This window comes from Xanthomonas sp. NCPPB 2933 (genome assembly GCF_056725225.1).
Genome location: NZ_CM161518.1, coordinates 1,900,601 through 1,919,237 on the forward strand (window position 1 = coordinate 1,900,601; position 18,637 = coordinate 1,919,237).

Sequence of the window (18,637 nt, forward strand, 5' to 3'; positions counted from 1 at the left end):
TACCGCACCGGCCGCTGCCTATCTTCGCGGAACACAACGGAGCCGGGGGGCAACATGATCGGGAAGACGAAAGGGGTGATGCTGGCGTATCTGCCATCGGCCCTGCTGGTGCTGGGCGGGTTCGGAATTGCTGAGCTCCTGCAGATGATCGCCGCAGCCAAACAAGTGCAATGGCCGGCCACGCTGGCGGTCTGGCTGAGTCTGGTCGCGTTGATTGCAGCCACTGCGCGTGCGCTGTGGATCAGCTGGCGACTATGGCGGCCGCGCAGCGTTGCGACGGTCCCGCCGAGCGGAGACGCCTGACGCTGCCGGTCATGCAGTGAAACTTGTTGCCGGCACGCCTGATGTCGATGCGCCATGGCGCTGCTCGCTCAACGTCATAGACGCAACACGCACTAGACTGCCGCTCCGGGCGCACCCAGCGTGCGACTGTTCTCTCTCCATCGATATACGCACAAGGTCATCTACCCAATGTTCCGTCCCCGTTTGCTTGCTGTGCTGGTGTTGGCTCCGTCGCTTGCCTTCGCACAACACCCTCAGACCGGCGCCCGTCCGGCCGCCGCACCGGTTGCTGGCGGAACAACGGCCGCCGGAACAACCGCAGGCACGCCTGCAGTCACTACCGCGCAGCAGGCGCAGCTGGTCAAGCAAAACACCGAGATGACCCAGGCCGCATTGCGTGTGGCGCAGATGGTCGATACCAACCAGGTCGCACCGCTATGGGATGGCGCCTCCACGGTGGCCAAGACGGCGGTCAAGCGCGATGTGTTCGTCAGCCAGATCGGTGCCGAGCGCGCGCGCCTGGGCGCAGTGGTCGGCCGCGGGCAGGGCTCGGTGACACGGGTCAAGTACGGCCCCGGCGCGCAGGTGCCGGAAGGCTTGTACATCAATGTCAGCTTCCCGACCCGGTTTGCCAAGGCGCAGCAGCCGGTGCGCGAGCTGGTGTCGTTCCGGCTGGACGAGGACAAGACCTGGCGGCTTGCCGGCTACAGCCTGCGCGCGTCGATCAAGTGATGCCGCGGCCAACTGGAGACTCTAAGTGGAACTGACGATCGAACTAAAGATGCTGGGCTGGGCGATGGTGCTCGGCCTGGTGCAATTGCTGGCCGCCTCGGCCAGCATGACCGCCCAGCGCGGCACCAAGTGGAACGCCAGCGCGCGCGATGGCGAGACCAAGCCGTTGACCGGCGTTGCGGCGCGGCTGGACCGCGCCTTCCGCAACTATCAGGAAACCTTTCCGATCTTCGCTGCTGCGGTGCTGGCGGTGAGCGTTGCCGGACGCACCAACGCAGAGACCGCGCTCGCTGTGCAGCTGTATCTGTGGGCGCGGGTGGCCTATGTGCCGGTGTATGCAGCAGGCATCCCTTATCTGCGGAGTGCGATCTGGGTGGTGTCGTTCTGGGGCATCGTCAAGTTGGTGCGGGCACTGTTGGGCTGGTGATGTGCCGCAGGTTGCGTTCACGCAGACCGCTGAGGAGTTGCTGACGGAACGTTGCGAGTCGTCTGGCCGCTGCAGCGATGTCGCCGGCGGCTTTCAGTCTCCTTGATCCTGATCAAAGGGCCGCCAACCCCGCTGCCGCTAAACTAGGCATATCGGTGGTGGCGGAGCGCAGCATGCAATCGGTGGATATCGCGGTCATTGGCGCGGGGCCGGTGGGCCTGAGCTTTGCGCGGTCGTTGGCCGGCAGTGGTATGTCGGTGGTGTTGGTCGACCAGCAACCGCGCGAGCAACTCGCCGATCCTGCCTTCGACGGACGCGAGATCGCGTTGACGCACGCCTCGCGTGCGCTGTTGGAACAACTGGGGATCTGGCAGCAGTTTCCCGGCGACGCGATCTCGCCGCTGCGCGATGCACGCGTCATGGATGGGCATTCGCAGTTCGCATTGACCTTTGCGGCCTCCGCACGCAGCGCTGGCGATCTGGGTTGGCTGGTGCCGAATCATCTGATCCGTCGCGCCGCCTGGCAGGCCGTGCAGGCACAACCTGCGCTGCAGATCCGTTGCGATTGCACGCTGCAGGCCGTGCAGCAGTGTGGCGACCGCGTGGTGCTGCAATTATCCGATGGGGAAACGCTGTCGGCGCGCCTGTTGGTGGCGGCCGACAGTCGATTTTCCAGCACCCGGCGCCTGCTTGGTATCGGCGCGCAGCTGCGCGATTTCGGCAAGAGCATGCTGGTGTGCCGCATGCGGCATGCGCTGCCGCACCGGCACGCGGCATGGGAGTGGTTCGGCTATGGCAAGACGCTTGCGTTACTGCCGCTGCAGGGCAATCGCGCCGGCGCAGTGCTGACGCTGCCGCCGCGCCAGATAGAAGCCTTGCTGGCGATGAATGAGGCGGACTTCAGCGCGGCGGTGACCGAGGCATTCGAACATCGGCTTGGCCCGATGCAGCAGGACGGCAGCCGGCATGCATATCCGCTGGTGGCGGCGTACGCGCAGCGTTTTGTGGCTGAGCGTGCCGCACTGATCGGCGATGCGGCAGTGGGCATGCACCCGGTCACTGCGCACGGCTTCAACTTCGGCTTGCAGAGCCAGGCACGCCTGGCCGAGCGCGTGCGTGCCGCTGCAGGTGCCGGGCGCGATATCGGCGCCGCGTCGCTGTTGCACGGCTACGAGCGCGCGCATCGGCTGGCAACGCGACCGCTGTACGAAGCGACCAATGCACTGGCCGCGCTGTATACCGACGATCGTGCGCCGGCCCGCTTGTTGCGACGTGGCGCCTTGCGTGCGGCGCATGCAGTCGCACCGTTCAAACAGGCGATTGCGGCGCATTTGACGCAGCGGAGCGTTTGACGCGTTGAAGTGATCGCGGTGGAAGCAGAACCTGCCGCGCCACGTTGGTGCATCGCTGGGCGAGGTTGTTTTGCGATGCCTCTCAATGCGTGATCGGACAGTGGTGTCAGGCGATCATCAGGCTGTCGCTATGTAGGCGTCACGCATTACGCAAGGGGGGCACCGCGCTGCGAGATTGCGTTGCAAGGGTTCGCAATTCGTGAGCGGACACCATGATCGGCCGATCATTCGGGGTTGCCCGTGATGCACTCATGCTCACTGCCGCCAAACAGACTGCAATCAGGCAGCTGCGCCCACCCGCGCAAGAATCGCATCGATCGCCGTCCGCGCATCGCCGCTGCGCAAGGCTTCTTCCAACAGGGGAATCACCCAGGCGCAGCCGGCTTTGGTCACATCTGCGCGCCAGTCGCCACGCCAGCCTTCCAGCTCGTGCAAGCCCAGCATGCTGCAACCGCCACGCTCGGCGTGGCCACCACGAATCGACTGCTCGAACCAGAACGGCGTCGCCGAATCGGCATCGATCGAAAAAATATAGACATCGTGGTCCGGATCTTCTGCCGAGGGCGCGATATTGCGCCAGCTGACCTGCACCACCTTCATTCTGCCGGCTCCGCATCGGGGTCCAACGCCAGCACGCGGATTTCCACATCGTCCAGTTGCACCAGTTGGCCGGGGCGGATCTTGGCGGTCTTGCGCAGTTCCTGCACGCCATCGACGCTGACCGCGCCGCTGGCGACGATCGCCTTGCCCTGGCCGCCGCTGTCGGCAATGCCGGCCAGCTTGAGCAGTTGGTTGAGTTCGATGTACTCGCCGTCCAGGTCGAATTCCAGGAATTGCATGGTGCGCTCGCTAACAGGAAGGTCGCGATTATCCGCCTGTCGCAGGCGACAACACCACTGCGGCAAGGTGAAGGGCGGCAGCTGGATCGATACGTCACCACGCAAGCGCTTTGGCAGCATCCAATGCGCTGCGATTCGCGTGTGGCGCCAGTGAGTTATTCGCGTCGAAAGCGCGCAATTTCGTCCAGCATGCTTTGGGCGCGGATGACGCCAGGACCGGCATGCGCGTTGTCGATGCGTTCCAGCCACGGGTGCTTCGCGCGCTGCAGTCGCCGGTAGCCGAGCCAGGTGCCAATGGCGCCGACCACGCCCATCAGCACATTGATCAGCAGCCAGCCGTGCGGCAGCGTCAGGCCGGTGAGCTCGCGCCAGAGGCTGTCCGCCACTGCGACCCACAGCACCCAGAACGCGATGCCCAGCCACGGCGCCGCCCGCGTGCGCCAGCGCCGCAGTTGCGCGAGCGCCTGCTGTGTCTGCAGCAGCGGTCCGGCGAAATCCAGTTGCGACAGCAGTTGCAGTTGGCGTAGCGCGGAGATTGCCAGCGCCACACTCCACGCCTGCAGCAGCACGCCGCCGATGATCGCCGCAGCCTGGTCCGCGTGGGCAAGCCAACTGCGTGCGATCACGATGTTCAGCGCGACGGCGCACAGCAACTGCGCAATCTGGCTCGCCCATAGCGGTCGCAGGCTGGCGCGCGCTGCGTGGCCGCGCACCTCGCCGATCAGTTGGCCGGTAAGTGCGGTTTGCCGATCCAGGCGGTGGTGCACTGCGTGCCAGGCGCGTTGCATGTCGTCGAGTTCCATGTGCTGCTCCTCTTGTGGGTCGGGTGGGTCAGAGTTCGGCGCGGATGCGCGCTTTCAGACGGCTGAGTTTCGTGGCGACGTTGGTCTCGCTGATGCCGAGCACCTCGCCGATCTCGCGGTAGCTGTGGTCGTCCAGGTACAGCAGCACCAGTGCGCGCTCCAGCCGCGGCAGTTGCGCGATGAAGCGGTAGAGCGCGGCGATCTGCTGCTCGTGCGCCGGGTCGCGCGCCAGTGGATCGGCGATGCTGTCGGCCACCGCCTCCAGCGGCACCGGGTCGTGCGCAGCCCGGCTGCGGCCGCGCAGATCGCTGATCGCCACGTTCAATGCGATGCGGTACATCCAGGTGGAAAAACGCCGGTTTGGGTCGTAGCCAGGAAACGCGCGCCATAACTGCACGGTGATGTCTTGCGCCAGCTCGGCGCGGTCGTCCGGGTTCCAGCAATAGCTGGCCGCGACCTTCACGACGATGCCGCGGTGATGCTGCAGCAAGGCGTTGAAGCGGGTGTGCAGGTCTGTTTCCAGGGACATGGCTCCGGCCGCGCAAGTGGATAAGAAGGTTCGAAGAGATGATTCGCCAGACGGGGCAAATCCTCACAACCTGAACGGACTGTTATGAAAATTTCGACAGCAGGGGGCCTGAAGGCGCACAATATGCTGCTTTGCGCTTGCCGGATCCGTGCGGCGCCTCCGGAGTTACCAATGACCCAAGAATCTTCCGCGCCGCTGCTGTTTGCAGACCTCGGCCTCTCGGACGCTGTGATGAAAGCCGTTGCCAACGTTGGCTACGAGTCGCCGTCGCCGATCCAGGCTGCCACCATTCCCGCGCTGCTTGCCGGCCGCGACGTCCTCGGCCAGGCGCAGACCGGTACCGGCAAGACCGCCGCGTTCGCGCTGCCGGTGCTGTCCAACGCCAATCTGAACCAGCTCAAGCCGCAGGCGCTGGTGCTGGCCCCGACCCGCGAGCTGGCCATCCAGGTCGCCGAGGCCTTCCAGAAATATGCCGAAGCCATTCCCGGCTTCCGCGTGCTGCCGGTCTACGGCGGCCAGCCCTACGCCCAGCAGCTGAGCGCGCTCAAGCGCGGCGTGCATGTGGTGGTGGGCACTCCCGGCCGCGTGATCGATCACCTGGATCGCGGCACCCTGGATCTGTCCCAGCTCAAGACGCTGGTGCTGGACGAAGCCGACGAAATGCTGCGCATGGGCTTCATCGACGACGTCGAAGCCGTACTGAAGAAGCTGCCGGAAAAGCGCCAGGTGGCGCTGTTCTCCGCGACCATGCCGCCGGCCATCCGCCGGATCGCGCAGACCTATCTGAAGGACCCGGCCGAAGTCACCATCGCGGCCAAGACCACCACCTCGGCCAACATCCGCCAGCGCTATTGGTGGGTGAGCGGCTTGCACAAGCTGGATGCGCTGACCCGCATTCTCGAGGTCGAGCCGTTCGACGGCATGATCATCTTCGCGCGCACCAAGGCCGGTACCGAAGAACTGGCGCAGAAGCTGCAGGCGCGCGGTCTGGCTGCTGCCGCCATCAACGGCGACATGCAGCAGGCCGCCCGCGAGAAGACCATTGCCCAGCTCAAGGACGGCAAGCTGGACATCCTGGTTGCCACCGACGTGGCGGCACGCGGTCTGGACGTGGAGCGCGTCAGCCACGTGCTGAACTACGACATTCCATACGACACTGAAAGCTATGTGCACCGCATCGGCCGTACCGGCCGTGCCGGCCGCACCGGCGATGCGATCCTGTTCGTCACCCCGCGTGAGAAGGGCATGCTGCGTTCGATCGAGCGCGCGACCCGTCAGCCGATCGAAGAAATGCAGCTGCCCAGCGTGGATGCGGTCAACGACACTCGCGTGGCGCGTTTCATGACCCGCATCACCGAGACCTTGGCCGGCGGCCAGATCGAGATGTATCGCGATCTGCTGCAGCGCTACGAGAGCGAGAACAACGTGCCGGCGATCGATATCGCCGCGGCAATGGCCAAGTTGCTGCAGGGCGATTCGCCGTTCCTGCTGACCCCGCCGGTGCGTGGCGCACGCGAGGAGTTCGCACCGCAGCGCAACGAGCGTGCCGATCGCGGTGACCGTGGCGAGCGTCCGCGCTTCGAGCCGAAGTTCGAGCGTGGCCCGCGTGCCGATGGCGAACGCGCTGCGCGTCCGCCGCGTGCCGAGCGCCCTGCGTTTGGCGGTGACGGCGCTGGCGCCGAGCGTCCGCGTCGCGACCCGGTCGCCCCGCGTGGCGAGCCGGAGGTCGGCATGGAGAGCTACCGCATCGAAGTGGGCCACACCCACGGCGTGAAGCCGGCCAACATCGTCGGCGCGATCGCCAACGAAGCGGGCCTGGAAAGCCGCTACATCGGCCGTATCGACATCCAGGACGATTATTCGATTCTGGATCTGCCGGCCGACATGCCGCGCGAATTGCTGACCCACCTGAAGAAGGTCTGGGTGTCCGGCCAGCAGCTCAACATGCGCAAGCTGGAAGAGGGTGAGGCTGCGGCGTCGCCATCCAAGCCGCGCTTCCCGCGTAGCGGCAAGCCGGCCGGTCGCCCCAATGGGCCGAACCGTCCGATGGACCGTGCCGGTGCGCCGCATCGCAAGGGTCCGCCCAAGACGCGCGGCGAGTAAGCGCAGCTGACAAACCGGCTGCGTGCGGCCGCCCGGTCCACGTAGTCGGCGTTCGGAACCGGTATGTGTATTGACGCATACCGGATCACGCGTCTGGTTCTGCAGTCGTTGCCCATCGCGAACCACCCTTTGTTAGTCATGCTAAGTCCGTGAGGCAGTTGTGCTCGCCGGGTGCGTATTGCCATACAGACTCGGTCGTTGCGGCCGCTACTGCCTTCAGGCGCCCACTGGGCGCCTGAATCGCATTGGGCAGCGGCGGGGGGACGAGGATGGCGATGGCGCAGGCGGCACGCGGCAAAAGCGGTGGTCGGACCATGCACGTGATGCGCGGCTGGCTGACACTTCCCTTGGCATTGCTGATCGGTGTGGCTGTCGGCATGGCGATGCTCTCGGCGCTGATGATCGAGGTCCAGTCCGGCGCCACCGCCTGGATCGTCGGCCAAAGCCATTGGTCCAACGCCCAGCAGGAGTCGGTGTACTGGTTGGAGCGCTATCTGGTGAGCGGCGATCCGGCCGACCTGCAGGCCGCCTGTCGCGCACTGGAGGTGCCACTGGGCGATCGTGCGGCGCGTCAGGCGGTCGAACAGCCGGTGATCGACTGGGACGCGGTGTACGCCGGTCTCGCCGCAGGGCGCAATGCCCGCCAGGACATGCCGCAAATGGTGCGACTGTACCGCTACGGCCAGGTGTTTCCGTACCTGAGCGAGGCGATCGCGCTGTGGAAACACACCGATGCCGACATCCTGCAGCTGAGCGTACTGGCCGACAGGGCGGCCTCGGCGCAAGCCACCAGCCGGCCGGACCCGCGCGCGCTGCAGAACCTGCGCGAGGACCTGCATCTGCTGGATGCGCGCATGCGCGGCGATGCCGAAAAATTTCAGGCCTTGCTGATCCGCTGCGCGCGACTGCTGCACGATGTGATGGTGTTCTGCAGCGTGGCCACCTTGCTGCTGGTGCTGACCACCTGCGTGCTGGCGATGCGCCGCATCCGCGATTATCTGCTCTCGCACGAGGGCCGCTTCCGCACTGCGTTTCAGCAGGCGGCGCTGGGCATGGTCAAGTTCGACCTGCGCGGTCGCGTGCTCGATGCAAACACCTCGATGGCCAACATCCTGCGCTACCGGCCCGAGGAACTGCAGGCCTGCACGCTGGCCGAGGTGATGCACCCGGACGATATCGCGCTGGACAGCCGCGGCATGATCGATTGGCCCAGATTGATGCAGTCCGGCGAACTGCGCTTTCTGCGCGCCGACGGCGGGGTGATGTGGGGGCGCTGGAGCGCCTCGCTGGTGGAGCCGGGCCCGGAAGAACCGACGCTGGTGCTGGCGGTGATCGAAGATGTCTCGCATGCGCACGAGCTGGCCGACGAAGTGTCTTTCCACGCGCGCCACGATGCCTTGACCGGCTTGATCAATCGCCATGAGATCGAACGCCGGCTGCTGCGCCTGATCGAACCACCGCATTCGCCGCAGCTATGCCACGCGCTGTGCTTTGTGGACCTGGATCATTTCAAACTGGTCAACGACACCTTCGGGCATGCAGTCGGCGACAAGTTCCTGTGCCATTTCGCCGATGTGATCACCATGCAGCTTCGCCCGGGCGATTGGCTGGGGCGGCTGGGTGGCGACGAGTTCGCGATCCTGCTGGCCAATACCGATCTGCTGCAGGCGCAGGCCCTGCTTACCCATATGCACGGCGTGCTCGGGCAGCCGTGGAGCCATCAGGGCGGCAAGCCGCTGACGCCCAGTTGCAGTTTCGGCGTGGTGGAAATCCGCCAGGGCGCCAGTGATCTCAACGCCTTGATGACCGCCGCCGATCTGGCCTGTTATGCGGCCAAGGAAGAAGGGCGTAACCGCATTCGCTGTTTCGACGAAAACGATCTGGCGCTGGCGCGGCGCCGCCACGACGGTGGCTGGATCAGCGCGGTGCAGCAGTCCATCGCCGAACAGCGTTTGCTGCTGTATGCGCAGAAAATCCAGGTGCTGAGCGATCCGGGACGCCTGCAGTACGAAGTGCTGGTGCGCATGCGCGCGCGCGACGGCCGCGTGCTGAGCCCGGGCGAATTCCTGCCGGCGGTGGAGCGCTATGGCCTGGGTCGCATGGTCGATGTGCATGTGCTGGAAACCTTGTGCGCACAATTGGCGGCCAACCCGCTGCATGTGGCGAGACTGGATCTGTGCCATGTGAATCTGTCGGCGCAATCGATCGCGCAGCCGGATTTTCTCGACTTCGTGTGCGCGCTGTTCGAGCGCTACCCCACGCTGGTGCCCAAGCTGTGCATGGAGATCACCGAGACCGCAGTCATCGGCAATCTGGAACAGGCGCAGCGCTTCGTGCAGAGCGTGCGGGCGCATGGGTGCCATGTGGCGCTGGACGATTTCGGCAGCGGTCTGGCCTCGTTCGGCTATCTCAAACAGTTCACCGTGGACGTGCTGAAAATCGATTGCGGCTTCGTGCGCAATTACGCGCACGACGCGGTGGATCGCGCCGCAGTGCATTCGATCGCGCAGGTCGGCCTGGCGCTGGGGATCGAAGTGGTGGCCGAAGGGGTGGAGTCGGAGGCCGATATCGCCGGCCTGCGCGAGGCCGGCGTGGGCCAGGTGCAGGGTTTCAGTCTGCATCGCCCATGCCCGCTGGACGAGCTGGTGCAGGCCTCCCTGCCGTTGATGGCGGTGCCTGGATAGCGGCAACGGCTCACGATTGCCGATAAATCGCCGATAATCGGCAGATGACAACTCGACTCAACAAATACATCGCCGAAACCGGCTTCTGCTCCCGCCGTGAGGCCGATCGGCTGATCGGCGAACGCCGCGTCACCGTCAATGGCGTGCCTGCCGGCACCGGTGCAGTGGTGGGCGAGGAAGACAGCGTGCTGGTGGACGGCCAGCCGCTACGCACCCGTGCTGCCAGCAAGCCCGGTGGCCGCAAGCATGTCTATATCGCGCTCAACAAGCCGGTCGGCATCACCTGCACCACCGAGAGCTCGGTCAAGGGCAATATCGTCGAATTCGTCGGCCACGAGCAGCGCATCTTCCCGGTCGGCCGGCTCGACAAGGAGTCCGAGGGGCTGATCCTGATGACCAGTAACGGCAACATCGTCAACGAGATCCTGCGTGCGGAAAATCGCCACCAGAAGGAATATCTGGTGGCGGTCAACAAGCCGGTCACCGACGAATTCCTGCGTGGCATGGCACGTGGCGTGCGCATCCACAACGAGACCACGTTGCCGTGCCGCACCGCGCGCATCGCCAAGTTCGGCTTCCGCATTGTGCTGGAGCAGGGCTTGAATCGGCAGATCCGCCTGATGGCCTCCGAATTCGGCTACCGCGTCACCCAGCTGCGTCGGGTGCGCATCGACAACATCAAGCTGGCCGCGCTCAAGCCGGGGCAGTGGCGCAACCTCAGCGATGCGGAACTGCGCGGCTTGCTGCCGCAACGCACCGAGTGGTGACGCCGCAAGGCATGGGCTGAACGGAAGCGACACGGTGTCTCGGGTGGTCCGGCGCACCCCGATAGTCGAGCTTGACGCGCTCGGTCATACTTTCGCCGCAAATAGCCAGCTGGGGAGCGGGCAGGTGATCAAACCGGAATTGCCGGACAACGAGGCCGAGCGGCTTGCAGCGCTACGCCAGTACGAGGTGCTGGATTCGCCGCCTGAGCGCGCGTTCGACGATCTCACCATGATCGCGTCCACGCTGTGCGAGACGCAGATGGCGGCCGTGGTGTTGGTGGACGAAGACCGCCAGTGGTTCAAGTCTGCGCATGGCGCGCCACGCGGCGAAGCGCCGCGCGACATCTCGTTCTGTGCGCACGCGATCCTGCGCCCGGATGAAGTGTTGATGGTGGACGACACCTTGCTCGACCCGCGTTTCCACGACAACCCGATGGTGACAGGCACTTCGGCGGTGCGCTTCTACGCCGGCGCGCCGCTGGTCACCAGCGGGGGCATGGCGCTCGGTTCGCTATGCGTGTTCGACCAGACCCCGGCGCATCTGCGCGATGAGCAGCGGCAAGCTTTGCAGGCGTTATCGCGCCAGGCCTCGTATCTGCTGGAATTGCGCCTGGCCGGCAAGCGCCTGCGTCAGCAGTTGCATGAGCGCGAATGGTACGAGCAGCAGATGGCCGGTTATTACGCGCAGATGGATGCGTTGAACGCGGACCTGGTCGAACAGACCCGTACCGATCCATTGACTGGCTTGCCCAACCGGCGTGCCTTTGCGGCTGCCTTGGCGGCGGCGACCGAGCAGACGCGTGCGGCAGGCCAGCCGTTGTCGGTGGCGTTGCTGGACGTGGACCACTTCAAGACCGTCAACGACGTGCACGGCCACGACCAGGGCGATGTGGTGCTGCGTGAGCTCTCGGCGTTGCTGCGCGCGCATGTCGCCGGTGCCGGCACCATCGCGCGTTACGGCGGCGAGGAATTCGTGTTGCTGCTACCCAATGTGGATCTGCTGCAGGCGCGCGTGCAATGCGAATATCTGCGCCAGAGCGTGGCGGTGATGACGATCGCGCTGCCGGTGACGGTAAGCATCGGCGTGGCAACGCTGCATCCGCAGGAAAACGTGGAAGCGGTGATCAAGCGCGCCGACCAGGCCTTGTATGCGGCCAAGCGCGGCGGGCGCGATCAGGTTGTGGCGTTGGGGTAGGGCGGTGCTGCTGCGCGCGCCGATGCTTCATCGATAATGCCTGTCGCGGCCTGGGCCGCTCCTACGATGGCGTTCGATGGAATTTGGCAATGCTCCATTGCGCTGCGCAGTCACTCGACGATGTTCTTCGCTTCGGCGGTGCCGAGCAGTTCCGGGTGCACGATCTTGCGCCGGCGTTCCAGCATGGGATGCAGGAACACCGCGCCGAGAATGATCGCCACGCCCAGATAGAACTGCAGGGTCAGCTCGCGCTGTTCGCCCAGCAGCGCGATTGCCAGCACGATGGCGTAGACCGGTTCCAGGTTGGTCACCAGCTGCACCGAGTAGGCGCTGAGATGGCGCAAGGCCACCAGTGCCAGTGCAAACGGCAGCAAGGTGCAGGCCAGCGACAGCACGAGCAGCAGCACGCCATCGTGCAGGCTGGGAATAATCAGCAGATTGCCATGCAACGACGGCAACAGCAGCGGCATTGCCGGTGCCAGCAAGGTCAAGGTCAACGTGCCGGCGCCGAGTTCCAAGGCAGTGACGGTGAGCGGGTCGGCATGCGTCACCATGCGCTTGTTGAGCGAGCCGAATAACCCGACAAATACAGCCGAAATAGCGCCAACCACCACGCCGGCACGCATGCCATCCGGCACGCCGCCGACCACCAGCGCCACGCCCGGCAACACCGCCAGCCCGAACAGCAATTCGCGCGGGCGGAACGGCCGCTGCGTCACCCACGGCTCGATCACTGCGGTAAATACCGGCGCCAGCGCAATGCAGGTCGCTGCCACGGATGCATTGGCCAACTTGATCGCGCCGTAGAAGGTCAACCAATGCAACGCCACCAGTGCGCCGATGCCGCAATAGCCCAGCACCACCCGCCCGGACAAGCCGCGCAGTCCGCGCCAGACGCGCGGCAACAGTGCCAGCGCCACCACCACGATCAACATCCGCCACCACACCAACGGCAACGCCGGCAGCGTGATCAGCTTGCCCAGGATCGCGGTGATGCCCCAGAGCAGGACGCAGAAATGGATTTGCAGTTGCGCCTTGCGCAGATCGTTCGTGGGCATGCGCCATTGTCGCCTAATTCGTCATGCCGCCAAACACGCGCCGGTTGCGCGCCAACCACGTCGAGCGGCCATGCACGCGGGTTGCCGACGGCGGCACGCGCTGGCGGGGCTAGCGCGAACCCAGCGTCTGCAGCAACGCCATCGCAGCAGCGGGATTACGCTCTTTCGCGGCACTGATGAAGAACACGAACACCTCGCGCGGTGTGGCTTTGGCTTGAGGCTCGGCATCAATGTGCGGTAGATCCGCCGGATCCTCGCCACGCCGCCAGGCCTGGATACGCTCGGCCCAGCGCGCCAACGCCGGCGCCGGATAACCTGTAGTGAGACGCGCCTGGCTGCGCATCAAGCGCGCATAGACAAAATCGGTGGACAGATCGGCAAAGGATGGATGCTCCTGCGAATCGGTGAACACCGTGGCCACGCCGTGGCGGCGCACCAATGCCAGTAGCGAGGCGTCCACCGCGTCGTGGTCGCGGATTTCCAGCACGTGCCGCAGCACGCGCTTGCCGGCGCGTTTGGGTAGCAGCGACAGAAAACCATCCAGGTCATCGGCCTGCAGGCGATGCCCCTGCTCGAACTGCCACACCAACGGGCCGAGCGTGGCGCCGAGCTCGGCAATGCCACCGATGAAGTCTTCCACCTGCGCCTTGGTGCCCGCCAGCTTGCGCGATTGGGTGATACGGCGCGGGGCCTTGGCGGAGAACACGAATCCCGGCGGCACCTCATCGCGCCACTTCGCGTACGTCGCCGGCTTTTGCGCGCCGTAGTAAGTGCCGTTGATTTCGATCGCAGTGACGTGGCGGCTGGCGTATTCCAGCTCGCGCCGTTGCACCAACCCTTGTGGATAGAACATGCCGGCACGCCACGGCGCATACACCCAACCGCCAATGCCGACATGGATGCCATCGAGCGCGGGCGGGGGTGCATCAAATAGGTCGGTCATGGCGGGCTCCACAGTGGCGTAATGACAGCCACGTGTGCCCCAGCTGCGGGCAGATCGAGGCATGCCTGGCTGGATGATAGCGTCGCTGGGCGTGCAGGGATGAAGGCCCAGCGGCCAGGGGCTGCTGGGCGCGCATGTGGCATGCACGGGTGATCAAGTTGGTCGGGTGACGTCATGCATCGTTGTGGCCATTCAAAAAAACGGCGCCGCGCACTTGCAAGGCGTAAGCGCCGCAGCCACACCTTCTGCCTTCCAGCCGACCATCGGCTTACACGGACGCTGCCATGCCGCTACCATCGGATATCGCCGCTTGAGATCGCACCGATGACCTGGACCACGCCCGATCTGTGTGACCGCTTCCCCGAGGTGCATGTCGCCGAGCCGCTGTTCCGCCACTTCGGTGGGCGTGCGGCGTTTTCCGGGCCAATTGCGACGGTACGCTGCTTCGCGACAACTCGCGCGTGCGCGAATTCGCCGCCACGCCTGGCGATGGGCGGGTGCTGGTGGTGGACGGGCAGGGCTCGTTGAAGCACGCGTTGCTGGGCGACCAGATCGCCGCGCAGGCGGTGGCCAATGGCTGGGCCGGCGTGTTGATCCATGGCTGCGTGCGCGATGTGGAGATTCTCGCCACGCTGCCGTTGGGCGTGTTGGCGTTGGGCGCCTGCCCGCGCCGCACCGAACGGCGCGATCTGGGCGAGGTGGAGGTGCCGGTGAATTTCGCCGGGGTGGCGTTCGTACCCGGTCATTGGCTGTACGCCGATGCCAACGGCGTGTTGGTGGCAGCGCTGCCGCTGTCGTTGGACAGTGCCGGCGGACCGATTTGATCGAGAAAATAAGGATGTGGCAGTGACCTTGAACCGATGGCTGAGTGGAGGCGTGCTGATGCTGGCAGGCGTGATGACGACAACGCAGGCAGCCGAGCTGCCCGCCGGCATGCAGCAGTTCGATGCGCAGATGGAGCGCGTGCGCAAACAGTTCGATGTGCCCGGGATTGCGGTGGCCATCGTCAAGGATGGACAGGTGGTACTGGAGCGCGGCTACGGCGTGCGCGAGATCGGCAAGCCCGCGCCGGTGCAGGCCGATACCTTGTTCGCCATCGCATCCAACACCAAGGCATTTACGGCGGCCTCGCTGTCGATGCTGGCCGACGAGGGCAAGCTGTCGCTGGACGACAAGGTCATCGATCATTTGCCGTGGTTTCGCATGTCCGATCCGTATGTCAGCGGCGAGATGCGCGTGCGCGATCTGCTTGCGCACCGCAGTGGGTTGAGTCTGGGTGCGGGCGATTTGCTGTTCTGGCCGACCACCAGCTACAGCACCGAAGAAGTCGTGCAGCGCTTGGCCAAGGTGCCGTTGAAAGGCGGTTTTCGCGACCGCTACGCCTACGACAACATTCTTTACGCAGTCGCGCAAAAGGTGATCGAGCAAGTTTCCGGGCAGAGCTATGCGGCGTTTCTGCAGCAACGCATCTTCGCGCCGGTCGGCATGCGTGGGACGCGCTTCAATGCCGACCATCTGCAGCCCGGCGACAACGCGGCGGTGGGTCATGCCAAATACGACTTCACCGAGTTGCGCACGGTTGCGCCGTTGACCTGGTCCAATAACTCCGGTGCCGGCGGTATCTATTCCAGCGCGCACGACATGGCGCTGTGGATGAAGTTGCAACTGGCCGCTGGCGCGTTGCCCGATGGCACCGCGTTGTTCAGTGTCAAGCGGCAGCAGGACATGTGGTCGATGATCACGCCGATTGCGATCGCCGAGCCGGCGGTACCGGAGCTGGCCGCCGCGCGCCCCAATTTTGCCGGCTACGGTGAAGGCTGGAGCCTGAGCGATTATCGCGGGCATCGGCTGGTATGGCACACCGGTGGCTGGCCGGGCATGGTGTCGCGGCTGACCCTGGTGCCCGATCAACACCTGGGCGTGGTGGTGCTGACCAATCAGGAAGTCGGTGCCGCGTTCAATGCTGTGACCTTGCAGGTGCTGGATGCGTTCTTGCAGGTGCCGGCCACCGACTGGACGGCTGCCTATGCCAAGGCGGTGGACAAAGCCGACAGCGATGCGGACACAAGCTGGAAGAAGCATCTGGATGCACGCGCGGCGCGCTCCACGCCGTCGTTGCCGCTGCGCAGTTACGCAGCGACCTATCGCGACCCGTGGTACGGCGATGTGGTGATTCGCCAGGACGGCAAGCGCTTGCGTCTGCAGTTTTCCAAGACCGCGCAGCTGATCGGCACGCTGGAGCACTGGCAGCACGATAGCTTCGTCGTGCGCTGGGACGACCGCAGTTTGAATGCCGATGCCTTCGTCAATTTCGCATTGACTCCGGATGGCGCGGTGCGCGAAATGCGCATGGAGGCGATCTCGCCGTTGACCGATTTCAGCTTCGATTTCCAGGACCTGGTGTTGACGCCGGTTGCAGAAGGGCAGCCGACGCAGAAGTGATGCGCCGTTGGTTGCGAAGGCGGGCACAGTCACTGCACGGAGCGTGTAGTGGCTGGCGGCCACGGCAGCCTGGGCGCATCGTCCAGTGCTACCCCCAACCGACTGCATGGCAGTGGGATCGCCATCTGCTCTGCAGCACGGGCGTCAGCAAGGCATTGATCACGGCGCGTGTGGGCAACCGAGCTCGGCGCGCATACACCACGTCGCTTGGCTTGCCGGTGCAGCACAGCCCTGCCGACCCCGGGCGATGCCTGCGTGACAGCTGCATGATGGCTATCGCCCGCTGGCACGGCTCGATATGATCCGCGCACCCTCAAAGATGTTGCCTTGCGCATGACCACTCCGCAGATGTCGGTGTATTTCTTCTTGCAGGCTGCAGTGATCCTGCTGATCTGCCGTCTGGTGGGTTTGTTGGCCAAGCGGGTGGGGCAGCCGCAAGTGGTGGGCGAGATGATTGCCGGCGTGGCGTTGGGCCCTTCGTTGTTCGGCATGTTGCTGCCGGATGTGCAGGCGGCGCTGTTTCCCAAGCAGACCCTGGACGTGCTCTACGTGCTGGCCCAGTTCGGCGTGGGGCTGTACATGTTCCTGGTCGGTACCGACTTCCGCAGCGATCATTTCCGCGCGCGCTATCGCAGCGCGATGAGCGTGTCGTTAGCCGGGATCGCGGTGCCGTTCGCGCTGGCCTTTGCGATGTGTCCGTGGCTGATCAACGTGGATGGCTTGTTTTCGGAAAAAGCCAAGTTGACGGAAGCTTCGCTGTTTTTAGGCGCTGCCATTGCCATTACCGCCTTCCCGATGCTGGCGCGCATCATCCACGAGCGCGGTCTGACCAACAGCCCGTTGGGCACGCTGGCGTTGACGGCCGGCGCGTTCGACGATGCGGCGGCGTGGTGCATTCTGGCGATCGTGCTGGCCAGTTTCGGCGGCAGTTGGGGAGGCGCGTATCTGGCCATCGGTGGTGGCGTGGCCTACGCGTTGTTCATGATTTTTGTCGGCCGCCATCTGCTGCGGCGGCTCGAGAATTACGTGGTGGCGGACCAGCCGCTGAGCAACGGCGTGTTGGCGGTGATCCTGATGCTGTTCTGCCTCAGCGCCTGGGCGATGGATGCGATCGGCATCCATGCAGTGTTTGGCGGCTTCCTGCTCGGCGTTTGCCTGCCCAGGGGCGCGTTGACCGAAAAACTGCGCGAGATGATGCAGCCGTTCGTGGTGGTGTTCCTGCTGCCGATGTTCTTCACCTATTCCGGTCTCAAGACCCAGCTCAGCGTGCTGCTGCAGCCGCAGATCATGCTGGCCGGCGTGGCGATTCTGGCGGCATCGTTCATTGGCAAGGGATTGGCCTGCTGGGCCGCTGCACGGATCACCGGCGAGAACAATCGCGATGCGATGGCGATCGGGTCGCTGATGAATGCACGCGGTTTGATGGAGCTGATCATCATCAATATTGGCTTGCAGGCCGGCGTGATCGAACAAGGCCTGTTCTCGGTGCTGGTGCTGATGGCGATCCTGTCCACGCTGATGGCCACGCCGCTGTTCAACTGGATCATGCGCCGCCATGCGCACGTGACCGATGCGGTGCCGAGTCTGCAGCAGCGCTGAGGTTGCTTCGCAGATTTTGTAGATGCAGGGACAAACTGGCGTCGGGCTACGGTGGAATTACTTGATGCCGCCACGCCACGCTGCGAGGTACTGAAAGCGCGTCTGCCATCTGCGTGCGCTTGCTTGCGTCCTTGCATGCGTCATCGATATTGGCCACCTGCAATTGGGCGGCTGCAAGTATGCAGCGATGCAGTCGGTGGCGCATCGCTGCATACTTGCACTGCAAACAGGTAGCCAAGACACGATGAGCAAGGCCAAAAAAAAGAAAGCCGCACAGCAGGTGGTGCAAACGCCTGTGCCGATCTATCAGTTGCATCTCGCCCTGGTGGGCAGCACGCCGCTGGTGTGGCGCCGATTGCTGGTGGCCGGGTCGCTGCGCCTGGCGACGCTGCATCGCGTGCTGCAGCCGGCGATGGGCTGGAACGGCGCGCATCCGTACGAGTTCGACCTGGGTGGCGGCCGCTACGGCGAGTCCGGGCTGGATGTTCCCGACCGCCCACGGCTCAAGCATGCGGCACGCGTCACGTTGGAAAGCGCGGTGGGCGAGCTGGAGTGGTTCGATTATTTCTACGGCAGCGGCGCGGGCTGGCAGCATCGTCTGCAGGTGGAGGCGATCCTGCCGCCGGATGCAGGCCTGCGTGGCGCCCGTTGCGTGGACGGCGCCAATGCCTGCCCGCCGGAAAACAGCGAAGGTATCGAGCACTACCTGGAGTTTCTGCAGATCATCGCCGACCCAGGCCATGCGCAACACGTGCAAGTGCTGGCGACGCTGGGTGGACGCTTCGATCCGGCGCATTTCGATCTGGACGAGGTCAACCGGTTGCTTGCGCGCATCCGCGACTAAGCGCGGCTGACGACACCTGAACGCCACTGCGGCTTGAC

At 64.8% G+C, this 18,637-nt stretch carries 17 protein-coding genes and 1 pseudogene; 12 read left to right on the forward strand and 6 right to left on the reverse strand.

The features are described from left to right. The first annotated feature begins 54 nt into the window (after positions 1 to 54). The 4 genes from AC1PLU_RS07600 to ubiM all read left to right on the forward strand — a co-directional run bounded on the left by AC1PLU_RS07600 (position 55) and on the right by ubiM (position 2,793). Positions 55 to 303, forward strand: a complete 249-nt coding sequence (locus AC1PLU_RS07600; protein ID WP_023904514.1) for a hypothetical protein — start codon at positions 55 to 57, stop codon at positions 301 to 303. Between the two features lie 168 nt (positions 304 to 471). Further along, positions 472 to 1,014, forward strand: coding sequence for a DUF4019 domain-containing protein (locus tag AC1PLU_RS07605; protein WP_115040511.1), 543 nt, complete (start codon positions 472 to 474; stop codon positions 1,012 to 1,014). A gap of 25 nt (positions 1,015 to 1,039) precedes the next feature. Next, complete coding sequence (locus AC1PLU_RS07610; protein WP_104549685.1) at positions 1,040 to 1,441, forward strand: MAPEG family protein; 402 nt, start codon at positions 1,040 to 1,042, stop codon at positions 1,439 to 1,441. A 173-nt stretch (positions 1,442 to 1,614) separates the two neighbouring features. After that, positions 1,615 to 2,793: a 5-demethoxyubiquinol-8 5-hydroxylase UbiM gene (ubiM, locus tag AC1PLU_RS07615; protein ID WP_481108111.1), complete on the forward strand. Its 1,179-nt coding sequence runs from the start codon at positions 1,615 to 1,617 to the stop codon at positions 2,791 to 2,793. A gap of 279 nt (positions 2,794 to 3,072) precedes the next feature. Here ubiM and AC1PLU_RS07620 read toward each other — a convergent pair whose 3' ends face one another. From AC1PLU_RS07620 to AC1PLU_RS07635, 4 genes are all read right to left on the reverse strand, one after another. Continuing rightward, a complete protein-coding gene (locus AC1PLU_RS07620; protein ID WP_481108112.1) occupies positions 3,073 to 3,393 on the reverse strand; it encodes a hypothetical protein in 321 nt (106 codons plus the stop codon). Continuing rightward, a complete protein-coding gene (locus tag AC1PLU_RS07625) occupies positions 3,390 to 3,632 on the reverse strand; it encodes an RNA-binding S4 domain-containing protein (RefSeq protein ID WP_042598248.1) in 243 nt (80 codons plus the stop codon). Before AC1PLU_RS07625 ends, AC1PLU_RS07620 begins: the two co-directional genes overlap by 4 nt. Before the next feature lie 155 nt (positions 3,633 to 3,787). Next, the gene (locus AC1PLU_RS07630) at positions 3,788 to 4,435 is read right to left on the reverse strand and encodes a hypothetical protein (protein ID WP_481108113.1); all 648 of its coding nucleotides are present in this window, start codon (positions 4,433 to 4,435) and stop codon (positions 3,788 to 3,790) included. Between the two features lie 28 nt (positions 4,436 to 4,463). Continuing rightward, positions 4,464 to 4,964, reverse strand: coding sequence for an RNA polymerase sigma factor (locus AC1PLU_RS07635; protein ID WP_115040507.1), 501 nt, complete (start codon positions 4,962 to 4,964; stop codon positions 4,464 to 4,466). Positions 4,965 to 5,135: 171 nt separating this feature from the next. On the opposite strand from AC1PLU_RS07635, the gene AC1PLU_RS07640 reads away from it, so the two are divergent. The 4 genes from AC1PLU_RS07640 to AC1PLU_RS07655 all read left to right on the forward strand — a co-directional run bounded on the left by AC1PLU_RS07640 (position 5,136) and on the right by AC1PLU_RS07655 (position 11,713). After that, complete coding sequence (locus tag AC1PLU_RS07640) at positions 5,136 to 7,067, forward strand: DEAD/DEAH box helicase (RefSeq protein ID WP_481108114.1); 1,932 nt, start codon at positions 5,136 to 5,138, stop codon at positions 7,065 to 7,067. Between the two features lie 275 nt (positions 7,068 to 7,342). Continuing rightward, positions 7,343 to 9,751, forward strand: a complete 2,409-nt coding sequence (locus tag AC1PLU_RS07645; protein WP_481108115.1) for a putative bifunctional diguanylate cyclase/phosphodiesterase — start codon at positions 7,343 to 7,345, stop codon at positions 9,749 to 9,751. Positions 9,752 to 9,795: 44 nt separating this feature from the next. Beyond that, positions 9,796 to 10,518, forward strand: a complete 723-nt coding sequence (locus AC1PLU_RS07650) for a pseudouridine synthase (RefSeq protein ID WP_104549680.1) — start codon at positions 9,796 to 9,798, stop codon at positions 10,516 to 10,518. Positions 10,519 to 10,579: 61 nt separating this feature from the next. Further along, positions 10,580 to 11,713, forward strand: a complete 1,134-nt coding sequence (locus AC1PLU_RS07655; RefSeq protein WP_183086795.1) for a GGDEF domain-containing protein — start codon at positions 10,580 to 10,582, stop codon at positions 11,711 to 11,713. Between the two features lie 110 nt (positions 11,714 to 11,823). Here the strand turns inward: AC1PLU_RS07655 and AC1PLU_RS07660 are convergent, their stop codons facing one another. Together AC1PLU_RS07660 and AC1PLU_RS07665 are read right to left on the reverse strand one after the other, a co-directional pair. Next, a complete protein-coding gene (locus tag AC1PLU_RS07660; RefSeq protein WP_168957785.1) occupies positions 11,824 to 12,771 on the reverse strand; it encodes a DMT family transporter in 948 nt (315 codons plus the stop codon). Between the two features lie 109 nt (positions 12,772 to 12,880). Then, positions 12,881 to 13,714: a DUF72 domain-containing protein gene (locus tag AC1PLU_RS07665; RefSeq protein WP_481108116.1), complete on the reverse strand. Its 834-nt coding sequence runs from the start codon at positions 13,712 to 13,714 to the stop codon at positions 12,881 to 12,883. Positions 13,715 to 14,038: 324 nt separating this feature from the next. On the opposite strand from AC1PLU_RS07665, the pseudogene rraA reads away from it, so the two are divergent. From rraA to AC1PLU_RS07685, 4 genes and pseudogenes are all read left to right on the forward strand, one after another. Beyond that, positions 14,039 to 14,538: pseudogene (gene rraA, locus AC1PLU_RS07670) on the forward strand (ribonuclease E activity regulator RraA). 22 nt (positions 14,539 to 14,560) lie between these two features. After that, the gene (locus tag AC1PLU_RS07675) at positions 14,561 to 16,156 is read left to right on the forward strand and encodes a serine hydrolase (protein ID WP_481108117.1); all 1,596 of its coding nucleotides are present in this window, start codon (positions 14,561 to 14,563) and stop codon (positions 16,154 to 16,156) included. A 333-nt stretch (positions 16,157 to 16,489) separates the two neighbouring features. Then, the gene (locus tag AC1PLU_RS07680) at positions 16,490 to 17,755 is read left to right on the forward strand and encodes a cation:proton antiporter (RefSeq protein ID WP_043889313.1); all 1,266 of its coding nucleotides are present in this window, start codon (positions 16,490 to 16,492) and stop codon (positions 17,753 to 17,755) included. A gap of 244 nt (positions 17,756 to 17,999) precedes the next feature. Continuing rightward, positions 18,000 to 18,599, forward strand: a complete 600-nt coding sequence (locus AC1PLU_RS07685) for a plasmid pRiA4b ORF-3 family protein (RefSeq protein ID WP_481108118.1) — start codon at positions 18,000 to 18,002, stop codon at positions 18,597 to 18,599. The last annotated feature ends 38 nt before the right edge of the window (positions 18,600 to 18,637 follow it).